The sequence below is a fragment of the Mycobacterium ostraviense genome, assembly GCF_002705925.1.
Taxonomy (GTDB): domain Bacteria; phylum Actinomycetota; class Actinomycetes; order Mycobacteriales; family Mycobacteriaceae; genus Mycobacterium; species Mycobacterium ostraviense.
Genome location: NZ_NKRE01000001.1, coordinates 4937635 through 4962275, shown reverse-complemented (window position 1 = coordinate 4962275; position 24641 = coordinate 4937635). Strand labels below are relative to the sequence as shown.

Sequence of the window (24641 nt, the reverse complement as noted above, 5' to 3'; positions counted from 1 at the left end):
CCGCTCACAGCACGGCCGCGATCAGCAATCCCACCAGATAGGTGGCTGCCACGGCGGCGGCGCCGAAGAGCAGCTGCCGCGACGCCGCCCACCACACCGCTTTGCTGGTGAACCGGGCGGTCAGGCCGCCGGCGACCAGCAGCCCGGCCCCGCCGCATGCCAGCCCGGCGACCAACGACCCAAAGCCGAGCAGGTAGGGGATCAGCGGCAGCAGCGCACCGATGGCGAACATCGCGAACGACGACCCGGCTGCCACCCGCGCCGACGGCTTGGCGGCCGGATCGACACCGATCTCGCGCACCAGGTGAAAGTTGACCGCCTGGTTTTCGTCGCGGTGAATTTCGTCGGTGGCGATCTCCGCGGTTTCGGCGGTCATACCCAGTTCCCGCAACATCGCCACCAATTCGGCCCGTTCGTCGTGCGGACGCGAGCGCAGGGCCCGACGCTCGAGATGGACTTCGGAGTCGATCTGCTCGTTGGCCGTGGTCACTGACGTGTATTCGCCCAACGCCATGGAGAACGCGCCGGCCAGCAACCCGGCGATACCGCTGACGATGGTGGCGTGGACGCTTTCGGCCGCGGCCACCCCGGCGATCAGGCTGGTGTTGCTGACCAGGCCGTCCATCGCGCCGAAAGCGGCTGCCCGCAACCAGCCGCCGCTGACGTCGGAGTGCGAGTGCCCGACGTCGAAGGCCGGTTCGCCGGATTGACCCGAGTCGCCCGGTTGTGACCCGGGTTCAGGATTCGCCATTGCGCTATCTAAACCCACCGGCGCGAAACGACATATGTGCCTTCCGCATTCGGACACCGATACCGTGTCTTGCCCACACCGTGGTTGACGGGGTTACGGTTCGGGTATGGCGCCGGACATGACCAACACTGCCGAACATCTGCGCAACGCCCTCGACGGGCGCTTCCGCGACGTGAAGAACGACATGCGCAAGAAGCTGAACCTGGAGGTCTTCCGTCCGCACTACACACCCAACACCGTCATCGCCCGCGCGAAGGTGGCCGAGCAGATGCGGTTGTTGGCCGCCGCGGGCGCCGCCGAGGACAGCTTCCGCAAGGAGCATGGCGGCACCGGCAACGTGGGCGCGGCGATCACGATGATCGAGATGCTGGCCATGTCGGATCTGTCCCTGATGGTCAAGGCCGGAGTGCAGTGGGGCCTGTTCGGCGGTGCCGTCGAGAACCTGGGCACCCAGCGCCATCACGAGGAGTACGTTCCCAAGATCATCAACCTCGACATCCGCGGCTGCTTCGCGATGACCGAGACCGGGCACGGCAGCGACGTGCAGTCGCTGGAGACCACCGCCACCTACGACGTCGAGACCGAAGAGTTCGTCATCGACTCCCCCACCCCGACGGCGCGCAAGGACTACATCGGCGGGGCGGCCGAAACCGCGCGCCTGGCAGCGGTTTTCGCGCAGCTGATCACCACCGGAAACGGCGGGCAGGTCAACCACGGGGTGCACTGCTTCCTGGTCCCGATCCGCGACGACGAGGGCAACGACCTGCCGGGGGTGACGACGTCGGACTGCCTCTACAAAGGTGGCCTGCCCGGCGTCGACAACGGCCGCATCATGTTCGACCACGTCCGTATTCCGCGGGTGAATCTGCTGAACAAGTACGGTGACGTCGCACCCGACGGCACCTACAGCTCGCCGATCGAAAACGCCAGCCGCCGCTTCTTCACCATGATCGGCACACTGATCCGCGGCCGGGTGACGGTCGGCGGCAGCGCGGCAGCGGCCGCCCGCGTCGCGTTGGACATCGCTACCCGGTATGCATTGCAGCGCAGGCAATTCAGCGCACCCGACGACGACGACAGCGAAGTTCTGATCATGGACTACCTGGTGCACCAGCGGCGGTTGTTCCCGCTGATCGCGCGGTCGTATGCGCTGCAGTTCGCCCAGAACGAGCTGGTGTCCACGTGTCATGATTTGCAAACGGCGGACGACCCGGACGCCGAGGAGCAGCGGGAGCTGGAAGCACGCGCCGCCGGTCTGAAGGCCGCCAACACCTGGCACGCCAGCCGCGCCATCCAGGAGGCCCGGGAGGCCTGCGGCGGGGCCGGTTACATGGCCGAGAACCGCCTGATCGCACTGCGCGCGGACACCGACGTGTTCACCACCTTCGAGGGTGACAACCACGTGCTGACCCAGCTGGTGGCCAAGGAGCTGCTGACCGCCTACGCCGACGACATCCGCAGCATGAGCCCGGTGGAGTGGGTGCGCTTCGCGGCGAACACCGTGGGTCAGCGGGTGATGAAACGCACCGCGGCCGAGACCATCATCCAGACGGTCGTGGACGCCCGGCAGGACAACGAAGAAGAGGGCAGCCTGTTCAACCGCGGCACCCAGGTCACGATGCTCGAGGACCGCGAGGAGTATCTGCTGTCCTCCGTCGCGCGCCGGCTGCAGAGCAAATCCAATGAGATGTCGGCGTTCGACGCCTTCAACGCGGTCCAGGATCACGTGCTGCACGCCGCGCAGGCGCACATCGACCGGGTGGTGCTGGAGGCGTTCGTCGCCGGGATCGAATCCTGCCCGGACCGCGAGGCCCGCGACGTGCTCGAGGCGGTGTGCGATTTGTACGCCTTGTCGGTGATCGAGGACGACAAGGCCTGGTACATCGAGCACCGGTTCCTGTCGACGGAACGCGCCAAGGCGGTTACCCGCGGCATCAACGACCGGTGCCGGGTGCTACGCCCTCACGCCAAGACATTGGTGGACGGCTTCGGGATCCCCGAACCGTTGCGCTACGCCGAGATGTTGCATCCGGAGAACCTACCCGACTGAGCTCAGCGACCCACCAACTCGACGGCGGCCGGCTGCGCCACGAGCTCGACAGCGGCCGGCGGCAGAGCCGGAGGGTATCCCACCGGCCGGCGAACGTAGACCTTCCAGGTCAGGGCGGCCGCACCGGCATAGAACACCAAGAAGATCCAGAACGCGTCGGTCGCGGCGCCGGTGGCCACGTAGGACTCACGCAACGCCAGGTTGATTCCGACCCCTCCGAACGCACCCAAGGACGCCACCAGCCCGATGGCCACCCCGGAGATCAGCCTCGACCAGTCCCGGCGCTCGGCTTCGCTGAGATCCGAGCCGAGATGCAGCTCGCGGCTGCATGCCTCGAAGATCGTCGGGATCATCTTGTACACGGACCCGTTGCCCAACCCGGCCAGGATGAACAACGCGATGAAGCAGACGAAGTAACCGGCCATGCTGGCTCCTCGCATGGGGCCAGCGTGCCGGTCTTCCAGGCTGCCGGCGCCGATCAGCAGCCCGGCAACCAGCGCCATGGCGACAAAAACCACCAGGGTCAGGCGGCTGCCGCCGAGCCGGTCGGCCAGCCGCCCGCCGTAGACCCGGGCCAGCGCCGCCAACAGCGGTCCCAGGAAAGCCAGTTCGGCGGCGTGCAACGCGGCCTGCGCGGCGCTTTGACCGGCTGCCACGAAGTTGGTCTGCAGCACCTGCGCAAACGCGAACGAAAACCCGATGAACGAGCCGAAGGTGCCCAGGTAGAGCAGTGCCAGCAACCAGGTGTCGCGAATGGACAGCACCGCGGAGATGATCGGGCGCAGCCGGTTGGCTTTCACCCGGTGTTGCTCGACGTTGTTCATGAACAGCGTCACCCCGATGGCCCCACCGACCAGCAGCACCGCGTAGAGCCCACACACCAGGTACGGCTTTCCGTCCCCGAACACGGCAATGATCAGCAGCCCGACCAACTGGATGGCCGGCACCCCGAGATTTCCCACGCCGCCGGCAATGCCGAGCGCCGAGCCTTTCAGCCGATGCGGGTAGAACGCGTTGGCGTTGCTCATCGACGCCGCGAAATTACCGCCGCCCAGCCCGGTCAGCGCCGCACACACCAGATACGGCCACAACGGCAGCCCCGGATGAGTCAACAGCACCAACGTGCCGATGGTGGGGACCAGCAGCGCGGTCACTGAGAAAATCGCCCAGTTGCGACCGCCGAAGATCGTCGTGGCCAGCGAGTAGGGCAGCCGCGCGCACGCCCCCACCAGGGTTGCGACGGTGTCGAGCAAGAATTTGTCGCCCGCAGAGAAACCGTAGACGCTCTGCGGCATGAACAACACCAGCACCGGCCACAGAGTCCACACGGAGTAGCCCAGATGCACGGTGACCACCGACCAGAACAGATTGCGCCGGGCGATGACCTTGTTGCCGGCTTCCCATGCCGCCACATCCTCGGCGTCCCAATGCGAAATATGCCGAGAGCTGCTCCTGCGCCTTGCTGAAGTGCCCGAATTGTGCTGAGCGTGGCCGGAATTGCTCAGCGACTCCTCGCGTTGCAGCAGCATCTGCTGTTCCATCACTCTCCTTAGCCATCCTTAGCCCCGGCCACGTTGCTTCCCGCCGGGAAACAACAACGAACTCCCAGAGTGCCAAACTTGCAGTCGCGCGGCACGTTGTGGGCAGCCTGAATCTGCTGAAGAACAGCTGGATAACACCTGTAGGCACCCACCGTGACCGATTGGTGATGTCACCGGAACCGGCCTGTGCGTCAAAGCCACTGGCCACTACAGGTCGCTACGAGTGCGGTATCGGCCCCAGTGCTTTCAGTTTGCCGTCAGGTCCGATCTGAAATCGCACCGTGCCCATACCGCTGGGACAGCATTCGGGATCACCGCCGACTCGCCACCGGTACTGGACCGTCACGGTGTCATCACCGGGAGGCAGCACCGTGATGTAGGGCTTCGGATCGGGGGTCGGCGAACCCAATGGGGTGTTGCGGTCGAAGAACAGCAACTGCTGCGGAGTCGACTCGGAGGCGATGGTAGGGATGATCTGCACCCAGTACAGGCGGCATTTCCTGGTGTGCCCCCGCGCGATTTCCACCCAGCTGGAGCCCGGCACCTCGATCGGAACAGCGGCAATGGACTGTCGCACCGTGTCGGCCGCCGGGCCATCGGATTGCTTGCAGGTATCCGGCGGCGGAGACGGCGGTGTCGACGATTTCCCCGCGCAACCGGCAGCCCCGGCAATCCCGGCGATCCCCAGCATCACACCCAGGCACAGACGGATCACAGCCGGCCGACGACGCACCTCGCGAGCTTAGCGAAATCTGTGCAGTACCAGGTAAATCTCTGTGGGCAAACCTCTTGGGATCTCCTCAGATCCGGTCCGGGAGCTTGGCGAAAACTGTCAATGTTCCCCAAGTTTCGTCAAAACTGCAGCTGCACCGCCCCGACGGGCGTCGCCGCAGATAACTCGCAGGTAATCTGACCTCGAGATCACCGGTCGATGACGACCCAGGGATGACCGGCTCGGCTTGACGGCCCGGCAGACGTGTTCGCCGATTTCCAGCAACGCACGGACACGGCTAACCCGCTGCGACGAAACCGTAAAACGGCCGAAACGTCCGACATCCCGTACCGAAACATCCTTGTCGCAGAATTTGGCCAATACACCGTTGCGCAGTGGTGCGTAAGCAACGGTTGCAGAAAGGACGTAAGGCGTGGCCAGGGAACTCATGGCGCCCGGTAAGGACGCCGTGGAGACTGTGTGTGCCTATTGCGGCGTGGGCTGCGGCATTGTGCTGCAGGTCACAACGGACGCGGCAACCGGAAAGCGCCACATTGCCAAGTCAATTGGCCGCACCTCGCATCCGGCTAATTCTGGGCGGTTGTGCACCAAGGGCGCCACCACCGCCGACCTGCTCGCCGCACCGGGACGGCTGGAGTCGGCATACCTGCGCAACGACCGCGGGGAGCCCCTCGAAGCGGTCGGGATCGACAATGCGATCACCCACTGTGCCAAGCGGTTACGCGCCATCATCGACGAGCACGGCCCGGACGCGGTCGCGGTGTACGTGTCGGGGCAGATGTCCATCGAGGCCCAGTACCTGGCCAACAAACTGACCAAGGGGTTCATCGGCACCAACCAGATCGAGGCGAATTCGCGGCTGTGCATGGCCGGTGCCAGTTCGGGGTACAAGCTGTCGCTGGGAGCAGACGGACCGCCCGGTTCGTATCAGGATTTCGATCAGGCCGACGTGTTTCTCGTCATCGGCGCCAATATGGCTGACTGCCACCCGATCCTGTTCCTGCGGATGATGGAACGCGTTCAAGCGGGCGCCAAATTGATCGTCGTCGACCCGCGCCGCACCGCGACCGCGGACAAGGCGGACCTGTTCCTGCAGATCGCCCCCGGCACCGACCTGGCGCTGCTCAACGGCTTACTGCGGCTGATCGTCGAAAACGGCCACACAGACCCGCATTTCATCGCCGAGTTCACCGAAGGCTGGGAGGTGATGCCGAGCTTTCTCGAGCAGTTCACACCCGAAGTGGTCTCCGAAATCACCGGCATCCCTGTCGAAGACCTTCGCACCGCAGCGCGCTGGATCGGCGAAGCCGCCAATTGGATGAGCTGCTGGACAATGGGACTCAACCAGAGCACCCACGGCACCTGGAACACCAACGCGCTGTGCAACCTGCACCTGGCCACCGGCGCAATCTGCAAGCCCGGAAACGGCCCCTTCTCCCTCACCGGGCAGCCCAATGCCATGGGCGGACGCGAAATGGGTTACCTGGGACCGGGTCTGCCGGGACAGCGCTCGGTGCTCTCGGTCGCCGACCGTGAATTCGTGGAGCAGCAGTGGGGTATTCCGCAGGGGTCGCTGCGCACCGAGGTCAGCGCCGGTGTGGTGGACATGTTTTCCCGGATGGCCGCCGGCGACATCAAAGCATGCTGGATCATCTGCACCAATCCCGTTGCCACCGTGGCGAATCGGAAGACGGTACTGGCCGGTCTGGAGAAGGCCGAACTGGTGATCAGCCAGGACGCGTTCGCGGAGACCGAGACCAACGAGTACGCAACCGTGTTGCTGCCCGCCGCGCTGTGGACCGAGTCCGAGGGGGTGATGGTCAATTCCGAGCGGACCATGACGTTGTTCCAGAAGGCCGTCGAGCCGGTCGGACAGGCGCTGCCGGACTGGCAGATCATTGCCCGGATCGCCTGCGAGATGGGCTATTCGGAGTCGTTCAGCTACCAATCCGCCGCGGACGTGTTCGAAGAGATCAAGCGGTTCTCGAACCCGGCAACCGGGTACGACCTGCGGGGCATCAGCTACGATCGGTTGCGCGAGACACCGTTGCAGTGGCCCTGCCCACCAGACAGCAGTGGCCGCAACCCGATCCGCTACCGCAACGACGGGGTCAGCCAGACACGGTTGGTGCGCGACGACGGCACGGTGCCGCGGTTGGCGTTCCCGACTGCCAGCGGACGGGCGGTGTTCTTCGCCCGCCCCCATCTGCTGCCCGACGAGATGCCCGACGGTGACTACCCATTCCTGCTCAACACCGGACGCCTGCCGCACCAATGGCACACGCTGACCAAGACCGGCAAGGTCGCCAAACTCAACAAACTCAACCCGGGCCCGTTGGTCGAGATCCACCCCGATGACGCCGCGCGGCTGCACATCCGCGACGGTGACCACGTCGAGATAGCGTCTCGCCGCGGCCGTGCGGTGCTGCCCGCCCTGGTCACCGACCGGGTGCGGCTCGGCAACTGTTTTGCCCCGTTCCACTGGAACGACGTCTTCGGCGAATACCTCTCGATCAATGCGGTCACCAACGACGCCGTCGACCCGATATCGCGGCAACCGGAATACAAGGTGTGTGCGGTCACCTTGACGAAGGTTGCCCAACCCGCGCCCGAGCCACATTCGGCAGACGAACCCACCGCCGGCGCGGCCGACCGACCGGAACCGACATTGCTCACCGACACACCGCACCTCGGTGTGGCCGACGTCGACGCGCTCGCCGAGTTCCTCGGGGTGGCGAACGAACCGATGCCGCAGTTCGATCCGTTCGCCCGCTGCTACCTTGCCGGTTTACTCGCGGGGCTGCGCACCGAAACCGGTCGGCGGATGGCCGGGGTTCCCACCGTGCCGGTCAGCGCTCCATTCGATACCCCCACCCGGCTGTGGTTGGACGGCTTGCTCGCCGGCATGTTCGCGCGCGCCGAGACGCCGCAACCGGTGCCGGTCACCGAAACCCCCGAGCGAGCACCGATCGTGGTGTTGTGGGCGTCGCAAACCGGGACGGCGGAAGAAATCGCCGCTGACGCCGCCGCGCGACTGCGTGCGGCCCAGCTGCCGGTCGCGTTGCGCGGCATGGACGAATTCCCGGTGTCGCAGCTGCCGACGGCGCGGCAGCTGCTGCTGATCACCAGCACCACCGGGGACGGCGATCCGCCCGACAACGGCGCAGCTTTCTGGCGCGCGCTGGCGGCTGAAACCGCGCCGCAGCTGGCCGGTATCCGCTACGCCGTCCTAGCGTTGGGCGACTCCAACTATGCCAATTTCTGCGGTCACGGGCGCGCACTGGACCAGCGCCTTGCCGAGTTGGGCGCGACCCGCATCATCGACCGCGTCGACTGCGAACCCGACTACGAGGCTCCCGCCGCCAGCTGGCTGAGCCGGGTTCTGCACGAGCTGCGCGGTACGGCACCGACCACGGTCACGTCACCGCACGCGTCACCAACAGCTAAGCCCACGGCACGCACCAAGAAGAACCCACTCGTTACCAGCGTGGTCCGCAACACCACGCTCAGCAAGCCCCGTTCATCAAAAGATGTGCGGCAGTTGGTTTTCCATGCTCCGGAACAAGCGGTCAGTTACGAAGTCGGTGATGCGCTGGGGGTATGGCCCCGCAACGACAGCCGGCTGGTCGACGAATGGCTGACGGTGACCGGATTGGACGGTCACACCGAAGTCGAGGTCGCCAACCACGGGACGATGTCGCTGCGTGCCGCATTGACCGATCGGCTCGAGATCGCCCACATCAGCCTCGACCTGCTGCGCTTCGTCCAGCAGCGCACCGCGGCCCGCGACGTCGCCGACCAGCTCGCTAACCTGATGCGCCCGGAAAACAAAGCCGCGCTTGCCGATTGGTCCTGGGGACGTCAGTTGGTCGACCAGCTGGCCCAAGCGCCGGTCACCGCGACCGCCGACGAGTGGCTGTCCGTGCTCAAACCTCTTCAGCCGCGGTTCTATTCGATTTCGTCCAGCCCCAAACAGCACCCCGGGGAAGTGCACCTGACCGTGTCGCCGGTGCGGTACAACTTTCAGGGCGTGCCGCGGCGCGGGGTGTGCTCGACCTATCTGGCCGACCGCTCCCCCAGCGACGAGATCGCGGTGTATGTAAAGAAATCCAGCAGCTTCCGGCTCCCCAGCGATCCGCAGACACCCATGATCATGATCGGTCCGGGAACCGGCATCGCGCCGTTCCGGGCATTCCTGCAGGAACGACGCGCGCTCGGCCACACCGGGCCGAACTGGTTGTTCTTCGGGGAACGCCACGCCGCCACCGACTTCTACTACCGCGAAGAGATCCAGGCGATGCACGCCGACGGCTTCCTCACCGAACTCGATCTGGCGTTCTCGCGCGATCAGCACGAGAAGGTCTATGTGCAGCACCTGATGCGCCGGCACGGCGCGCAGCTGTGGCGATGGCTGCAGGACGGAGCGCAACTGTACGTGTGCGGCAACGCCGACCCGATGGCCAAGGATGTCGACCGCGCGCTCTGCGAAATCGCTGCCGAGCACGGGCGCCTCGATACCGAAGCGGCCACCGCCTACGTGCGGTCGCTGAGCGCGGCCAAGCGCTACCACCGCGACGTCTACTGACCCAGTTGCCCTTCGCGGGGCCTCCCCGGCGTTACCGTGACTTGACGCGTCAGGTCACGAACGGAGATGGTGATGAGCGATGCCCGCGTGCCGCGGTTTCCGACAGCACTGTCCACGCCCAGTCTCAATCGCGGGGTCGGCTTCACCCACGAGCAACGCCGGCAGCTCGGCCTGATCGGTCGCCTGCCGGCCGCGGTGCTCACCCTGGACCAGCAGGCCGACCGGGTGTGGCATCAATTGCAGAGCCTGGCCACCGATCTGGGCCGCAACCTGCTGCTGGAACAGCTGCATTACCGCCACGAACTGCTCTACTACAAGGTGCTGATCGACCATCTGCCCAAACTGATGCCGGTGGTGTACACGCCCACGGTCGGCGAAGCGATCCAACGGTTCTCCGATGAATACCGTGGGCAACGCGGCCTGTTCCTGAGCATCGACGAACCCGACGACATCGCGGCTGCCTTCCAAACCCTGGGCCTCGGACCCGACGACGTCGACCTGGTCGTCTGCACCGACGCCGAAGCCATCCTGGGCATCGGCGACTGGGGTGTCGGCGGCATCCAGATCGCGGTGGGCAAACTGGCGCTCTACACCGCCGGTGGCGGCATCGATCCCCGCCGCTGCCTGGCGGTGTCGCTGGACGTCGGCACCGATAACGAGCAGCTGTTGCAGGATCCGTTCTATCTGGGTAATCGGCACGCCCGGCGCAGCGGCGCCGAGTACGACGAGTTCATCAAGCGCTACATCGAGACCGCCCACCGGATGTTTCCGCGGGCGCTGCTGCACTTCGAGGACTTCGGGCCGGCCAACGCACGGATGATCCTGCAGACCTACGGTGGGCAGTACTGCGTGTTCAACGACGACGTGCAAGGCACCGGCGCGGTGGTGGTGGCCGCCATCGACGGGGGATCGCACGTCACCGGCGTCCCCGTTCGCGACCAGAGGGTAATCGTCTTCGGGGCCGGCACCGCGGGTATGGGTGTCGCAGACCAGATCCGCGACGCGATGGTGGCCGACGGCGCCACTGTCGAGCAGGCGACGTCGCAGATCTGGGCTATCGACAAGCAGGGACTGCTGTTCGACGACATGGAGGGTCTGCGGGAATTCCAGGTGCCGTATGCGAAAAACCGTAACCAGCTGGGCGTCCAGGTCGGGGCACGGATCGGACTGGTCGACGCGATCAAGCTGTCCTCGCCGACCGTGTTGCTCGGCTCCTCGACGGTCTCCGGCGCGTTCACCCAAGAGGTCGTCGAAGCGATGACGGCATCCTGCGAACGCCTGATGATCTTCCCGCTGTCCAATCCGACCTCGCGGATGGAAGCCATGCCGGCCGACGTCCTGGCGTGGTCGAACGGTAAGGCTCTGGTCGCCACCGGTACCCCGGTCGCGCCCGTCGAATACGGCGGCACCACCTACACCATCGGTCAGGCCAACAACGTACTGGTGTTTCCGGGCATCGGTCTGGGCGTCGTCGTGGCCGGAGCCCGGCTGCTGACCCAGGGCATGCTCCGCGCGGCGGCCAAAGCCCTTGCGCGCCGGGCTAATCCGGCCAAGCCCGGGGATTCGCTGTTGCCCGACGTTCAGGATCTCCGCGGGATTTCGGCGACGGTCGCCGAGGCCGTCTATCACGCCGCAGTCGACGACGGCGTAGCCACCAAGACCCATGACGACGTCGCGCGAGCCATCGTCGAGACCATGTGGCTGCCGGTCTACGACTGAATGCGGACGCAATCCCGCTCAGCCGGCGTTCGTGCCGCCCTCGGCGATACGGCGTACCGCGCTGATGAACACGTCGATCTCGTCGAAGGTGTTATAGAACGCGAACGACGGGCGAACCGTGGCCTCCAAGCCGTAGCGACGCAGAATCGGTTGGGCGCAGTGATGTCCGGCACGCACCGCGATGCCCTCGGCGTTGAGTGCCTTGCCGACCTCGAGCGGCTCATGGCCTGCCAGCACGAACGACAGCACACTGGCCTTCTCGGTCGCGGTGCCCACCAGACGAACACCGGGGACATCGGCCAGCCGCGGGGTCGCGTACCGCAGCAACTCGTGCTCGTAGGCGGCGATGCGCTCGATCCCCACCCGTTCGACGTAACGCAGCGCCTCGCCGAGACCCACCGCGTCGGCGATGTTGCCGGTGCCGGCTTCGAACTTGCTCGGCGGCCCCTGATACAGCGAGCGCTCCATCGTGACGTCGGTGATCATGTTGCCGCCACCCTGCCACGGCGGTGTCTCGGCAAGAGCGTCCTCGCGCCCGTAGAGCACACCGATTCCAGTGGGGCCGTAGACCTTGTGCCCGGAGAAGGCGAAGAAATCGGCGCCGAGCTCGGCGACGTCGATCGGCAGGTGCGGAATCGACTGGGCACCGTCGATCAGCACCCGGGCGCCGTATCGGTGTCCGAGCTCGACAATCTGGTGTACCGGTGTCACGGTACCCAGGGCATTCGAGACATGAGTTGCCGCAACGAGTTTGGTCTTCGGACCGAGCAGGGCCTCGAACTCCGACAGCAGCAGATTGCCGGCTTCGTCAACCGGTGCCACCTTCAGCACGGCACCGGTCTGCTGCGAAATAAGTTGCCACGGAACGATGTTGGCGTGGTGCTCCAAATAAGTGATGACAATCTCGTCGCCCGGGCGCAGATGTTTTCCGCCCCATGCGTAGGCCACCAGATTGATGGCCTCGGTGGTGCCGCGGACAAAGATGACTTCTTCGTCGCGGGCCGCGCCGATGAATCGGCGGACGGTGCCGCGGGCCTCCTCGTAGGCATCGGTGGCCCGGGCCGCCAGCTCGTGCGCGGCGCGGTGGATGTTGGAGTTTTCGTGGGCGTAGAAGTGCGCGAGCCGGTCGATGACCACTTGTGGCTTTTGGGTGGTGGCCGCGTTGTCGAACCAGATCAACGGCTTGCCGTTGACCGTCTCGCGAAGGATCGGAAAGTCGGCGCGTAGCGCCTCGACATTGAAGACATCGATCGCCCGGTGATCGCCGGCCGGCTTCGGCACCGGGTCGGCCTCGGTGAGCAACGGGGTGAGGAAGGAGTAGTTGCGCTCGTCACCGAGCGGCGTATCGCGGCGGGCCGGCACCGTGTCGGACCAGCCGAGGTCGCCGACCGACGGCGCCGCACCCGGCCAGTCGGGCCGCGAAACCGGCATCGAGCCGCGCGGAGCGACCGGAACGTGGCGCGCCGCCCCTGCCAGCACCCCCGGCGCCGTCGGCACAATGCCTGAGCTCGGTACCGCGAACGTCGTCAGCTCGCCGGCACCCGGTGGGTAGCGATCCGCCACGCCGGCAGCTGCCGTCGATGCCGCCGGCGCCGCCGTCGTATCCGGAATGCTTCCGCGCGGAGCCACCGGTGCCGTCTGCGGCGGCCCCTCGGGCTCCGGCGACGTCGGCGCCGGAAGGTAGATGTCGGCTACGCCGACCGACGGAACCGCGGCCGGCACCGCATCGAACGCGCCGGCGGCCGCCCGCCCTGCCGCCGCTGCGGCCGTCGTGTCGGGCACGTTGCCGCGCGGGGCCACCGGAGCCGCCTGCGGCGGGCTGTCGAAGCCCGGCCGAATGCCGGCGGCGTAGAGCTGACCGGCCAATGCGGCCAGCTCCGCGGCGCTGATCGGCGGGTCGCCCGCGGCGTCTAGCGGCGGGTGCTCACTGGTACTCATGGAACTGGTCCACCGCCACGTCGTCGAGCACGGCAAGCGCATCGTCGGTGAGCACCGCCAAGGATGTGTAGAGAGTCACCAGGTAGGTCGCGATCGCCGATTGGTTGATGCCGGTGAACCGCACCGATAGCCCCGGCGCCTGCTCCCCCACCAGCCCGGGCTGGAACAGGCCCACTACCCCCTGACGTTCTTCGCCGGTGCGCACCAGGATGAACTTGGTCTTGCCGTCGACAACCGGCACCTTGTCCGACGGAATCAACGGGATGCCGCGCCAGGTGATGAACTGCGCGCCGAACAGGCTCACCACTGGCGGCGGCACGCCACGGTAGGTGGCCTCCCGGCCGAACGCCGCGATGCCCTGGGGGTGGGTCAGGAAAAAGCTCGGCGTCTTCCAGACCTTGGTGATCAGCGCGTCCAGATCGTCGGGCGTGGGCGCTCCGGCCAGGGTCCGGATGGTCTGCCCGGGTGTCGCCTGGGCAAGCAAGCCGTACTCGGGGCTGTTGACCAGTTCGAACTCCTGGCGCTCCTTGATGGTTTCGATGGTCAGCCGCAACTGCTGCGCGATCTGGTCGTGAGGACTGGAGTAAAGGTCGGACACCCGGGTGTGGATGTCGAGCAGTGTGGAGATGGTTCGCAGCGTGTACTCCCGCGGGCTGGTCTCGTAGTCGACGTAGGTCTCCGGCAGTGGCCCGTCGGTGCCCGCGCCGGCTTCGGCCTTGATGGCCACCCGCTCCGGGTTGATCACGCGGTTCACCCGATAGATACCCGCTTCCACCGGCACCCAGCTGAGCAGATGCAGCAACCAGCGGGGTGTGATCGTCGAAAGCTGCGGGACCGTCTTGGTGGCGTTGGCGAGCTGCCTGGCGGCAAGGTCACCCAGCGCCTGAGACTCGTTTTGCGGCGAACTCATCGTTGTCCTTCCGTACCTGATCGATCCCTGCGCAGGCGCCGGGCCTGGAGGTCGGGCGCCACCATCATTGGCAGCGCCCGCACGTGCGCTGAGCGTATTAAACGCCGATGCACAGGCAAAGCGTTACATCTTCGATGAGCCGAACAGGAGATATCTGGGCATGCCTTATAATGGCTGCCATGCAACAGGCCGTACAGCTGCGCTTTGTCCTTACGCGCTGCATCGCCGCGGACTGTTGCTGTTGCTGTTGATTCCTGACGCTTTCTGACCGTTCAGTAATCGTCTGCGCTCGCCGCCTCGCGGCCCTGTGATATGCGCGACCCAAAGTCTTCAGGAAGAGCAACCGCCCCTATGACTGTCTTGTCCATCCCGCACCGCGCGCCGGCCCCGGTGGCGACCCGTCGGCGCATCCGGGTCCGACCGGCCACCGAGTTGACCCGGATGACCCGCTACCGAGGCGGGACGTACTCACACACCGTCGACCGGATAGTGTTCGCCGACGGCACCACCGCCCGCACCGACCTGATCAGGTTGAACCCGAACGTGCAGGCCTACTCGCTGGATTTCACCGGCGTCGCACCACACCACCCGTCGCCCTACCGCCTGGGCTCCTGGTCCGCCCTGCCACATCTGCACACCCGCGACTGTGAAGCCGAGGTGGACTGGATCCTGCGCAACTCCTTCCCGATGCGACCGATCGCCGAGCTGAGCCGGCGGCTACGCGCCGCCGGGTACCCGCTGGGGCCGGCCAACATCACCGAACCCGAAGCCATCGCCGCAACGCAGGCGGCGATCTGGTACTTCACCAACGGCATGGCGCTGGACACCCGCCCGCTCAATGCCCCCATCGCGGTACGCCGCGGGCCTGGACCGGTGCTCACCTTCGAATTCGACGGGCGGCCACAGCTCGGTGGCTATTCACTGTGGACGGCGTCCGACTCCCCCGTGGCGGTGAAGCTGCAGAAGTCGACGGATGGCATTGTCTGGCAAGACATCTCCGGATCCCAACTGACCACCGATGCCGGCCGAGGACGCTACCAGCGCACCCTCGGCGTCGGCAGCACCTTGTCGACCAGCAGCCACGGGTACGGCGCGCACGGCTACCGCTGCTACCGGCTGGTCACCACCTCCGACACCACGCCGGTGATCGACCACGTCGACTTCTGGCTGACCGGTTCCAGCCACTATCGCAACGCCGACCGAGTCGTGCACCTCTACAACTACCTGCTGGCGGGGGCATACACGGCCTTGCGGGAGAACGACGAACCGCACCTCCTCGACACCGCCGCCGCTGTCGACTCGGAACTCGTCGGGCCGTTTCAGGTCCGAATTCCGTTGGCATTCAACGTGCCTGACGGCCACGAACTGGTCGACGCCGACGGGCGTGCCGTCACCGGAACCGTTCAACCCGGTGCGGACTTCTACCTGCGCCGAGCACCCGGTACCACAGCGACGACGCTTACTGCCACGACCACCCACCACCACCTGGGGGGACGGGTGCTGACCGGAGTGGCGTTGGCGAGTACAACTCAGCGGCTCACGCCGGTCGCGTTGACGACACCCGTGCACGTGACAATCGAGTTCGACATCAACTGGCAGGCCGCCGAGGTCCGCGCCGACATCGCTGGAGATCGCCAATGACCATCGCCGAGAACATCACTCAACTGATCGGGGGCACGCCGCTGGTCCGGCTGCGACGGGTCACCGACGGCGCAGTGGCCGACGTGGTGGCCAAGCTGGAATCCTTCAATCCGGCGGGAAGTGTGAAGGACCGCATCGGGGTAGCCATGATCGACGCCGCCGAGAAGGCGGGCCTGATCAAGCCGGACACCATCATCCTGGAGCCGACCAGCGGGAACACCGGCATCGCGCTGGCGATGGTGGCCGCCGCGCGCGGCTACAAATGCGTGCTCACCATGCCCGACACCATGAGCATCGAGCGACGCATGCTGCTGCGCGCTTACGGCGCCGAGCTCGTGCTCACCCCCGGCGCCGACGGCATGGCAGGCGCCATCGCCAAGGCCGAAGAACTGGCCAAGACCGACGAGCGGTATTTCATCCCGCAGCAATTCGAAAATCCGGCCAACCCCGCCGTCCACGCCGTGACGACTGCGGAGGAGGTGTGGAAGGACACCGACGGCAAGGTCGACATCTTCGTGTCGGGCATCGGCACCGGCGGCACCATCACCGGTGTCGCGCAGGCCATCAAGGAACGCAGGCCGTCGGCGCAGTTCGTCGCCGTGGAACCGGCCGCGTCGCCGGTGCTGTCCGGGGGTCAGAAAGGACCACACCCGATCCAGGGCATCGGCGCCGGGTTCATCCCGCCGGTGCTCGACATGGGCTTGGTCGACGAGGTCATCACCGTGGCCAACGACGACGCGTTCAACCTGGCCCGGCGGCTGGCCAAGGAGGAAGGTCTGCTCGTCGGCATCTCCTCGGGCGCGGCCGCGTGGGCCGCGGTGGAAGTGGCCCGTCGGCCGGAGAACGCCGGCAAACTCGTGGTCGTCGTACTCCCCGACTTTGGCGAACGCTATCTGAGCACGCCGTTGTTCGCGGATCTGAGTGATTAACCATGCTGGCAGAGATACGGCGCGACGTGCGGGTGGCCAGGCAGCGCGACCCGGCCCGGCCGACCGTAGTGGAGGTCGTTTTCTGCTACCCGGGTGTCCATGCGGTGTGGTGCCACCGGATCAGCCACTGGCTATGGCTGCACGGTGCGCGGTTGGCTGCCCGGGCGTTGGCGGAACTCACCCGCATCCTGACTGGTGTCGACATCCATCCCGGCGCCGTCCTGGGCTCGGGCCTGTTCATCGATCACGCGACCGGCGTGGTCATCGGTGAAACCGCCGAAGTGGGTGACGACGTCACCCTCTACCACGGCGTCACGCTCGGCGGCACCGGAACGGATATCGGTAAGCGCCACCCCACGGTCGGTGACCGGGTGATCATCGGAGCCGGCGCCAAGATCCTCGGTCCGATCAAGATCGCTGACGGCAGCCGGATCGGCGCGAATTCCGTTGTGGTCAAAGATGTTCCGTCCGCCGCGGTGGTGGTCGGCGTCCCCGGGCAGGTCATCAGCCGCAACGGCTCGTCCCGACACGACGACTCGGTGTTGCCCGATTTGGTGGGCGTCAGCCTCCAGTCGCTGCTCAGCCGGGTGGCCAGGCTGGAGGCCAAAGCCGACCACCACCCACCGGCCGGACGGGTGATCCGGCCGCCCGAGGCCGGTGTGTGGCATGGCGAAGACTTCTCCATCTGATTCATCTGAGGAAGGCCCGACAATGACGACTATGACGACGACGACAAGCGTGGCGAGCCGATGAGCTCGATCGCAATGGCCTCGGCGGCGCTCATCGCAGCATTGACAGGTGCGACGGCGATCGGCTGGACGGTCAATCGCCGGTCCGGCGTGCTGCGGGAAACCGGCGCCGCGGTTCATCAGGACACCTCCGATCTCGGCTTGTCCGACACCGGTCCCACGGTCGTGCATTTCGGCGCCGCGTGGTGCGGTCCGTGCGCAGTGGTGCGCCGCGTGGTCGACGAGGTGTGCGCCGGCTTGCCCGATGTGGCACATGTCGAGATCGATATCGACACCAATCCGGTTGCCGCACAGCGGATGGCCGTACTGTCGCTACCCACCACGTTCATCTTCGACGCGGACGGGCGGCAGTTGTACCGCACCGCGGGGGTGCCGAAGGCGGCCGATCTGCGGGCAGCGTTGCAGCCCCTGCTCACCTGAGAGCTTTCGCAAAAGGAGCGGACTTATGTCGAATAATCCCGGACAAGTGGACGTTCGCGGTCCGCGATTTGCCGCGTGGATCACCACGACGGTCCTCATCGTGGCGTTGATCGTCTCGGTGTTCAGCACCATGGCGGCGGCGGTGATACTGGTTGCCCAGGCCGTCGTCTTCGCCATCAGTGCGCTGCGCGGCCCGCGCAACAGCCCCTACGGCCTGCTGTTCGCCACGCTGGTAGCGCCCCGGCTGGGACCGGTGACCGAGCGGGAACCGGTGCCACCGCTGAAGTTCGCCCAGGTGGTCGGGCTTGTCTTCACGGTCATCGGAGTCGTCGGCTTCGCCGTCGCGGTCCCGGTGCTGGGCGTGGTCGCGACCTCGTTCGCGCTGTTCGCCTGTTTCCTGAATGCCGCCTTCGGCATCTGCCTGGGTTGTCAGCTTTACCCGTTGGTCGCCCGACTCCGCCGAGCGCCAGCGGCCAAAGCGCCGGATGCCTGAGACCTGGCTCCCCCGGAAGGACTCGAACCTTCAACCCTTCGGTTAACAGCCGAATGCTCTGCCAGTTGAGCTACAGGGGACCGGCACGTCCGCGGCAATGCTGTCGCGGATCGCGGGACGACTCTAGCGTACTGGCGTACCCGCGCCAACTAGCGGGATCAGCCAGACTGCCGAGCCCGTCGGCGGCTACCCGCCTCGCGGCATCGGCGCGCCCGTACTCCGGCGGATGAGGCAGGATGGAACGAACCGCGCTGATAGTCGGAGGGACCGCTTTGATCGGGTATGTCGCCGTGCTGGGGATTGGGTATGTGTTGGGGGCGAAAGCCGGCCGTCGCCGCTATGAGCAGATCGCCGGCACCTACCGCGCGCTGACCGGGAGTCCGGTGGCCAAGTCGATGATCGATGGGGGCCGCCGCAAGATCGCCAATCGAATCTCCCCCGACTCGGGCTTTGTGACGGTGACCGAGATCGACGAGCAGACGGCCATCATCGAGCGGGCCGAACGGGTTGTCGAGCGCCAGGCGAAATAGCGCGCCGACGACGCCGCCACCCTCACGCGGTCAGGTCGTTGCCGCTGGCCTGCTCCAATAGGCTGCGCCGGTAGGCCTCCATGGCCACCAGATCGCCGAACAGCGCGTGATACTCGTCGCCCTGTTCGATCGGCGACATACGCTGCAGCTTGGACTTGACTTCGGCGATCTGCCGGCCCATCCACACCTCTTGGAGGCGGGCCAGCACTCCGCCGATATAGCGCGGCAACTTGTCGTCGTCGACCGCAATCGCCTCTACCGCCAATTCGTTGATCAGGCCGGTGGTCAACGGCGACGTGGTCTGCCGGGTCACCATGTCCATCCACTGCGCCCCGGTGACGCCGGCCGATGTCCCTCCCGCCGCCTCGATGGCCGCACGCACGGCCGCGTATCCGGGGTGGGTGAAGCTCTCGACGGTCAAGGTGTCGAAGACCGGTCCGGCCAGCGCCGGGTACTGCAGGGCCGATTTGAGCGCCTCACGCTGCGGCCACAGCGTCGGGTCGCGAGGGTCGGGACGAGCGGCGGCGGGTTCGGCCGAAGGCGCATCAGCGGGCTGCTGTCCAGGCCGCCGGGTCGGCTTCGATCCGGGCGCTCCAGGACCACCCCTACCCGGCGTCTTGACGGTTCTGGCATGACTGCGTACCCGGTCGACGACCTGGGCGACGTCGTCCCAACCTACCCAGCCGGCCAACTGCCGGGCATACTCGTCGCGCAGCATCGGGTCTTTGATCTGGCTCACCATCGGCACACACCGACGCAACGCAGCCACCCTACCCTCGGCGCTGTTCAGGTCCGTCTCGGCGAGTGCGGATCGAATTGCGAACTCGAACAACGGAGTTCGCCGCGCCACCAAGTCCCGCAGGGCCGCATCCCCGGATGCCAGCCGCAGGTCGCAAGGATCCATGCCGTCCGGGGCTACCGCTACAAAGGACTGTCCGGCCAGGTTCTGTTCGCCGTCGAGGGCCTTCAGTGCGGCGGCGCGGCCGGCGGCATCGCCGTCGAAAACATAGATCAGCTCGCCGCGGAAGAAGCTGTCGTCCATCATCAGCCTGCGCAGCATGGCCAGGTGCTCGTCGCCGAATGCGGTGCCGCAGGACGCGACCGCGGTGGTGACCCCGGAAAGATGCATGGCCATCACGTCGGTATAGCCCTCGACGACCACCGCCTGATGTCCCTTGGCGATGTCGCGTTTGGCCAGGTCGATGCCGAACATCACCGACGACTTCTTGTACAGCAGCGTCTCCGGGGTATTGACGTACTTGGCTTCCATCGGGTCATCGTCGAACAGGCGCCGAGCCCCGAACCCGATCACCTCGCCGGCCGACGACCGGATGGGCCACAGCAGCCGCCGATGAAACCGGTCCATGGGGCCGTGCCGGCCCTGCCGAGACAGTCCGGCGGCTTCCAGCTCCTTGAACTCAAAGCCCTTGCGCTGCAGATGTTTCGTCAGGGAGTCCCAGCCCGACGGCGCGAATCCGCAGCCGAAACGACGAGCCGCCTCGGCATCGAAGTTGCGCTGGGTCAGGTAGTCCCGGGCCGGTGCCGCCTCGTCGGACTCCAAAGCGGCCCCATAGAACTCGGCCGCGGCCGCGTTGGCCGCGATGAGCCTGCTGCGACTGCCCCGGTCGCGCTGCACGCTGGTGGCCGCGCCGGTGTAGCTGATGGTGTAGCCGATCCGGTCGGCCAGCAGTTCGACCGCCTCGACGAAGCTGACGTGCTCGATCTTCTGGATGAACGCATAGACGTCGCCACCTTCACCGCAGCCGAAGCAGTGAAAGTGACCGTGGTTGGGCCGCACATGAAACGACGGCGACTTCTCGTTGTGAAACGGGCACAGACCGCGCAGCGAGTCCGCCCCGGCGCGCCGCAGCTGGACGTAGTCGCCGACCACGTCGTCGATGCGGGCGCCGTCACGGATGGCCGCAATGTCGCGGTCGGAAATCCTGGAGCGCCCTGCCGGACTCGACATTCGCTCATCTTAGGGCTCAGTGCAAAACCTTGTTCTTCTCGCCGAAGTGGCCCGCGTCGATGCGTTCCAACCGCCCCTCGGTGTAGGAGGCGATCTGATCGACGATGACCCGCATCCGGGCGGCGTCGTCGGCCGCGGTGTGGAATGCCGCGGCAAACACCGGGTCGAGCGTCCGCGGCGCGCCGGCGGACAGCCACTGTGCCACCCGGCAAATGCGTTCCCGCTGGCGGGCTTGGGTTTCCAGATGCCGTGGGTCGGACATGATGAACTGCAGCGCCAGGATTTTCAGCACCGCCACCTCGGCCCGCACCAGGTCGGGCACCTGCAGGTCGGCCTGGTAACGCGTCAACGCCCCGGAACCGGCCACGGCACGGGTGGTGGCGATCGCCGCCGAAGCAAATCGCCCCACCAGTTCGCTGGTCAATCGCTTCAGCGCGACCGACGCCGCCAACGTGGCGTCGTACTTGCCCACCGCCGCTACCACCGGCAGCGCTGACAGCCGGCGGGCGGCCTGGACCAACTCATCGGCACTGATCCGGGTGAATTCCCGTTCCCCCAACTTGGCCAGCGCGGCCGCGTCGTCGTGGTCGGCGAGCACCCGCAAGTCGATACGTTCGGAGACGACGCCGTCCTCGACATCGTGCACCGAATACGCGACATCGTCGGCCCAGTCCATCACCTGGGCTTCCAGACATGGCCGATCAGCCGGGCCGCCGGTGCGCACCCAGGCCGCCGGTCCACGGTCTTCTTCGTAGAAACCGAACTTGCGTCGCCCGTCACCGCGCGTCCACGGGTACTTGGTGACCGCGTCCAAAGCTGCGCGGGTCAGGTTCAGGCCGACGCTAAACCCTTGGCTGTCAAGGACTTTCGGTTCAAGGCTGGTCAGGATGCGGAAGTTCTGGGCGTTGCCCTCGAAGCCGCCGCAACCGGCCGCGACATCATCGAGTGCGCGCTCACCGTTGTGCCCGTAGGGCGGGTGCCCGATGTCGTGGGCCAGACCGGCCAGCTCGACCAGGTCCGGGTCGCAACCCAATCCGATCGCCATCCCCCGCCCGATCTGCGCCACTTCCAGCGAATGGGTAAGCCGGGTGCGCGGGGTGTCACCTTCGCGCGGTCCGACGACTTGCGTCTTGTCAGCGAGGCGGCGCAGCGCAGCACTGTGCAACACCCGGGCCCGGTCCCGGGCGAAATCGGTTCGGTGCTGCCCTTCCGTGCCCGGCAGACTAGCCGACTTCGGCGCTTCGGCTACCCGTCGCTGACGGTCGAAGTCGCCGTAGGGGTCTTGCTGATTCGTGGTCACCGACCGACAGTCTGCCAGGCAGGTCGCTGCCGGTGGCGTCGTTGCGGCCCCATCCCGGCAAGGCGGACGCATCCGGGCCTCGCATGCCTCAAGCCGGCCCGCCCGCGGGTCTAAATTAGCCGTATGCGCATCGCTCGCCTGCTCGGCGTGGTTCTGACGATCTTCACTACGGGCCTCACCGGGGGCGTGCTGCTGGCACCGCCCTCAGGGGCGCAACCGCCGTTTCGGCTGCCGGGCTACGTGACCGACAACGCCGGCGTGCTGAGCGGTTCTGACCGCGCCGAAGTCACATCGGCCGTCAACGAGCTCTACGCCGATCGCCATATCCGACTGTGGGTGGTCTATGTCGACAACTTCTCCGGACAGAACGCGGTGGATTGGGGACAGAGCACGTTCCGTAGCAGCGAGCTGGGGAACTATGACGCCCTGCTGGCCGTCGCCACCGTCGCCCGCTCCTATGCCTTCCTGGTGCCGTCGACCGTGCCAGATGTCAGCGCCGGCCAGGTCGAAGAGCTTCGCCGAAATCAGATCGAACCCGCACTGCGCAGCGGCGACTGGGCCGGTGCCGCTGTTGCGGCGGCCGATGGGCTCAACAAGTCACCCAGTTCGTCGGGCCGGGTGATATTGCTGGTTGCACTGGGCCTCATTGTCGTCGCGGTGGTGATCCTGCTGGTGGTGATGCGTTACCGGGCCCGCCGGCGGCGCGCTGACGCGTTGGCTGCGGCACGACGCGTGGACCCCACCGATGAACGGGCACTGGCCGCCGTGCCGCTCGACATCCTCGACGACTTGTCCCGGTCGATGGTGGTCGCTGTCGACAATGCGGTGCGCACCAGCTCCAATGAGCTCGCGCTCGCGATCGACGAGTTCGGCCAAGAGCGCACCGCACCGTTCACCCGCGCCGTGAACAACGCCAAAGCGGCTCTGGCCCAGGCGTTCAGCGTGCGCCAACAGCTTGACGACAGCGCTCCCGAAACGCCGGCACAGCGGCGCGAGCTCCTGACCCGGGTCATCGTGTCGGCGGCCATGGCCGACCGGGAATTGGAGGCGCAGACGGAGGCCTTCGAGGAGCTGCGCGACTTGGTGATCAACGCCCCGTCCCGGCTGGATCTGCTGACCCAGCAGTACGTCGAACTCACCACCCGAATCGCCCCGACACAGCAGCGGCTGACCGAATTGCACCACGAATTCGGCGAGACGGCGCTGACTTCCGTCGCCGCCAACGTCACCACCGCCCAGGAACGCCTGGTGTTCGCCGACCGCAACATCGGCATGGCGCGTGAGCTGGCCACCCAAGCCGTGAGCGGCCGGCAGTCCGGCTTGGTGGATGCCGTTCGCGCCGCCGAATCCGCGCTGGGACAAGCCCGTTCGCTACTCGACGCGGTGGACAGCGCAGCCGGCGACATCCGGCGCGCGGTCGCCGAGCTGCCGTCGGTGCTGGCTGATGTGACGGCGGGCATCAAGCAAGCCGACGAGCAACTGCAGAAGACACCGGGCAACACGTCGGCGCAAACCCGCGACCTCGTCGCTGCGCGGGATGCAGCCGCACAAGCCCTGGAAGATACCCGCGACGCTGGCGGCGCCGGCGTCGCCGATCCGCTCGCCACTTTTGGCCGGCTGACCAAAGCCGGCACGGATCTCAACCGCCTCTTGACCACTGTGGCCCAAGAGCAGGCCAACGCCGAGCGACTCAACCGTTCCTTCGAGCAGGCATTGTTCACCGCGGAGTCGCGGGTGCGCGCGGTGTCGGACTATATCGATACTCGTCGCGGCAGTATCGGGCCGGAAGCACGGACCCGGCTGGCCGAAGCGAAACGTCAGCTGCACGCCGCGCGTGATAAACGTTCGACCAAGATCACCGAAGCGATCGGTCACGCCAATGCGGCATCGACGCTGGCAGCCAACGCCCAGGCGCTGGCCAACGCCGACGTGCAGGCTGCTCAGCGGGCCTACACCCGGCAGGGCGGCGACAACGCGGGAGCGATCCTCGGCGGCATCATCATCGGGAACCTGCTCAGTGGGGGCCTGCGGGGTGGTTTCGGCGGCTGGAGCCCGACGTCGTTCGGTGGTTCTTCCAGCTCCTCCGGTGGCTCGTCCGGCGGCGGGTTCATGGGTGGCGGCGGGCGATTCTAAGGACCGGACCCCAAGTCGCAGCACAACAAAAAGTGCGCACGCCTACGCACAGGGCATCCCATGCGTAGGCGTGCGCAATCAACTCGTCGAGGCCGGCGCTCCGGCCGCAATAAGCCGCCGGAAACGCAAACCTCTCAGGCCGGCAGAAGTCAGGCCCAGCTGGAGCCGACGGCGCTGTCGGTCTGCGCCATGTTGCTGCCGGCGGCCTGGACCTTCTGGCCGTGGGCGTTGGCCTGCTCGTAGATCACCT

At 66.5% G+C, this 24641-nt stretch carries 17 protein-coding genes, 1 tRNA gene and 1 pseudogene; 10 read left to right on the top strand and 9 right to left on the bottom strand.

Annotated elements, in window-relative coordinates; translation table 11 throughout:
* Positions 1–4: 4 nt before the first annotated feature.
* The gene (locus CDN38_RS23045) at positions 5–751 is read right to left on the bottom strand and encodes a VIT1/CCC1 transporter family protein (RefSeq protein WP_075510359.1); all 747 of its coding nucleotides are present in this window, start codon (positions 749–751) and stop codon (positions 5–7) included.
* A gap of 106 nt (positions 752–857) precedes the next feature.
* Here CDN38_RS23045 and CDN38_RS23040 point away from each other — a divergent pair, with 106 nt between their 5' ends.
* On the top strand, positions 858–2801 hold the full coding sequence (locus CDN38_RS23040; protein WP_075510358.1) for an acyl-CoA dehydrogenase family protein: 1944 nt from the start codon (positions 858–860) through the stop codon (positions 2799–2801).
* Positions 2802–2803: 2 nt separating this feature from the next.
* On the opposite strand, the gene CDN38_RS23035 is transcribed toward CDN38_RS23040, so the two are convergent.
* Together CDN38_RS23035 and CDN38_RS23030 are read right to left on the bottom strand one after the other, a co-directional pair.
* Positions 2804–4342, bottom strand: a complete 1539-nt coding sequence (locus CDN38_RS23035; RefSeq protein ID WP_075510357.1) for a nitrate/nitrite transporter — start codon at positions 4340–4342, stop codon at positions 2804–2806.
* 217 nt (positions 4343–4559) lie between these two features.
* The gene (locus tag CDN38_RS23030) at positions 4560–5033 is read right to left on the bottom strand and encodes an LppP/LprE family lipoprotein (protein ID WP_075510371.1); all 474 of its coding nucleotides are present in this window, start codon (positions 5031–5033) and stop codon (positions 4560–4562) included.
* A 469-nt stretch (positions 5034–5502) separates the two neighbouring features.
* On the opposite strand from CDN38_RS23030, the gene CDN38_RS23025 reads away from it, so the two are divergent.
* Both CDN38_RS23025 and CDN38_RS23020 read left to right on the top strand, forming a co-directional pair.
* Positions 5503–9660, top strand: coding sequence for a bifunctional nitrate reductase/sulfite reductase flavoprotein subunit alpha (locus tag CDN38_RS23025; protein ID WP_075510356.1), 4158 nt, complete (start codon positions 5503–5505; stop codon positions 9658–9660).
* Positions 9661–9732: 72 nt separating this feature from the next.
* Positions 9733–11379, top strand: coding sequence for an NAD-dependent malic enzyme (locus CDN38_RS23020; RefSeq protein WP_099319460.1), 1647 nt, complete (start codon positions 9733–9735; stop codon positions 11377–11379).
* A gap of 18 nt (positions 11380–11397) precedes the next feature.
* Here the strand turns inward: CDN38_RS23020 and CDN38_RS23015 are convergent, their stop codons facing one another.
* A complete protein-coding gene (locus CDN38_RS23015) occupies positions 11398–13317 on the bottom strand; it encodes a family 2A encapsulin nanocompartment cargo protein cysteine desulfurase (protein WP_075510355.1) in 1920 nt (639 codons plus the stop codon).
* The gene (locus tag CDN38_RS23010; RefSeq protein ID WP_075510354.1) at positions 13304–14227 is read right to left on the bottom strand and encodes a family 2A encapsulin nanocompartment shell protein; all 924 of its coding nucleotides are present in this window, start codon (positions 14225–14227) and stop codon (positions 13304–13306) included. Before CDN38_RS23010 ends, CDN38_RS23015 begins: the two co-directional genes overlap by 14 nt.
* A gap of 351 nt (positions 14228–14578) precedes the next feature.
* Between CDN38_RS23010 and CDN38_RS23005 the strand changes: the two genes are divergently transcribed.
* From CDN38_RS23005 to CDN38_RS22985, 5 genes are read left to right on the top strand one after another with little or no spacing between them, the layout of a single operon-like run.
* Positions 14579–15868, top strand: a complete 1290-nt coding sequence (locus tag CDN38_RS23005; RefSeq protein WP_075510353.1) for a TQXA domain-containing protein — start codon at positions 14579–14581, stop codon at positions 15866–15868.
* The gene (gene cysK, locus CDN38_RS23000; RefSeq protein WP_075510352.1) at positions 15865–16797 is read left to right on the top strand and encodes a cysteine synthase A; all 933 of its coding nucleotides are present in this window, start codon (positions 15865–15867) and stop codon (positions 16795–16797) included. Before CDN38_RS23005 ends, cysK begins: the two co-directional genes overlap by 4 nt.
* Positions 16798–16799: 2 nt before the next feature.
* Entirely contained in the window at positions 16800–17486 is a 687-nt protein-coding gene (gene cysE / locus CDN38_RS22995) for a serine O-acetyltransferase (RefSeq protein ID WP_075510351.1), read from the top strand.
* Positions 17487–17546: 60 nt separating this feature from the next.
* A complete protein-coding gene (locus CDN38_RS22990) occupies positions 17547–17966 on the top strand; it encodes a thioredoxin family protein (RefSeq protein WP_075510350.1) in 420 nt (139 codons plus the stop codon).
* A gap of 25 nt (positions 17967–17991) precedes the next feature.
* Positions 17992–18459 (top strand): DUF4395 domain-containing protein, encoded by a 468-nt coding sequence (locus CDN38_RS22985; protein WP_075510349.1) that lies wholly within the window; start codon positions 17992–17994, stop codon positions 18457–18459.
* A 4-nt stretch (positions 18460–18463) separates the two neighbouring features.
* Here CDN38_RS22985 and CDN38_RS22980 read toward each other — a convergent pair.
* A tRNA-Asn gene (locus tag CDN38_RS22980) sits at positions 18464–18539 on the bottom strand.
* Between the two features lie 192 nt (positions 18540–18731).
* Between CDN38_RS22980 and CDN38_RS22975 the strand changes: the two genes are divergently transcribed.
* Positions 18732–18989, top strand: a complete 258-nt coding sequence (locus CDN38_RS22975; RefSeq protein ID WP_075510365.1) for a hypothetical protein — start codon at positions 18732–18734, stop codon at positions 18987–18989.
* Positions 18990–19011: 22 nt separating this feature from the next.
* Here CDN38_RS22975 and dnaG read toward each other — a convergent pair whose 3' ends face one another.
* Entirely contained in the window at positions 19012–20958 is a 1947-nt protein-coding gene (gene dnaG, locus CDN38_RS22970; RefSeq protein ID WP_075510280.1) for a DNA primase, read from the bottom strand.
* 16 nt (positions 20959–20974) lie between these two features.
* Complete coding sequence (locus CDN38_RS22965) at positions 20975–22258, bottom strand: deoxyguanosinetriphosphate triphosphohydrolase (RefSeq protein ID WP_075510279.1); 1284 nt, start codon at positions 22256–22258, stop codon at positions 20975–20977.
* Between the two features lie 123 nt (positions 22259–22381).
* Here CDN38_RS22965 and CDN38_RS22960 point away from each other — a divergent pair, with 123 nt between their 5' ends.
* Complete coding sequence (locus CDN38_RS22960) at positions 22382–24391, top strand: TPM domain-containing protein (protein ID WP_075510278.1); 2010 nt, start codon at positions 22382–22384, stop codon at positions 24389–24391.
* Between the two features lie 149 nt (positions 24392–24540).
* Here CDN38_RS22960 and esxL read toward each other — a convergent pair.
* Positions 24541–24641, bottom strand: a pseudogene (gene esxL, locus CDN38_RS22955) (type VII secretion system ESX-5 protein EsxL); the annotation flags it as partial.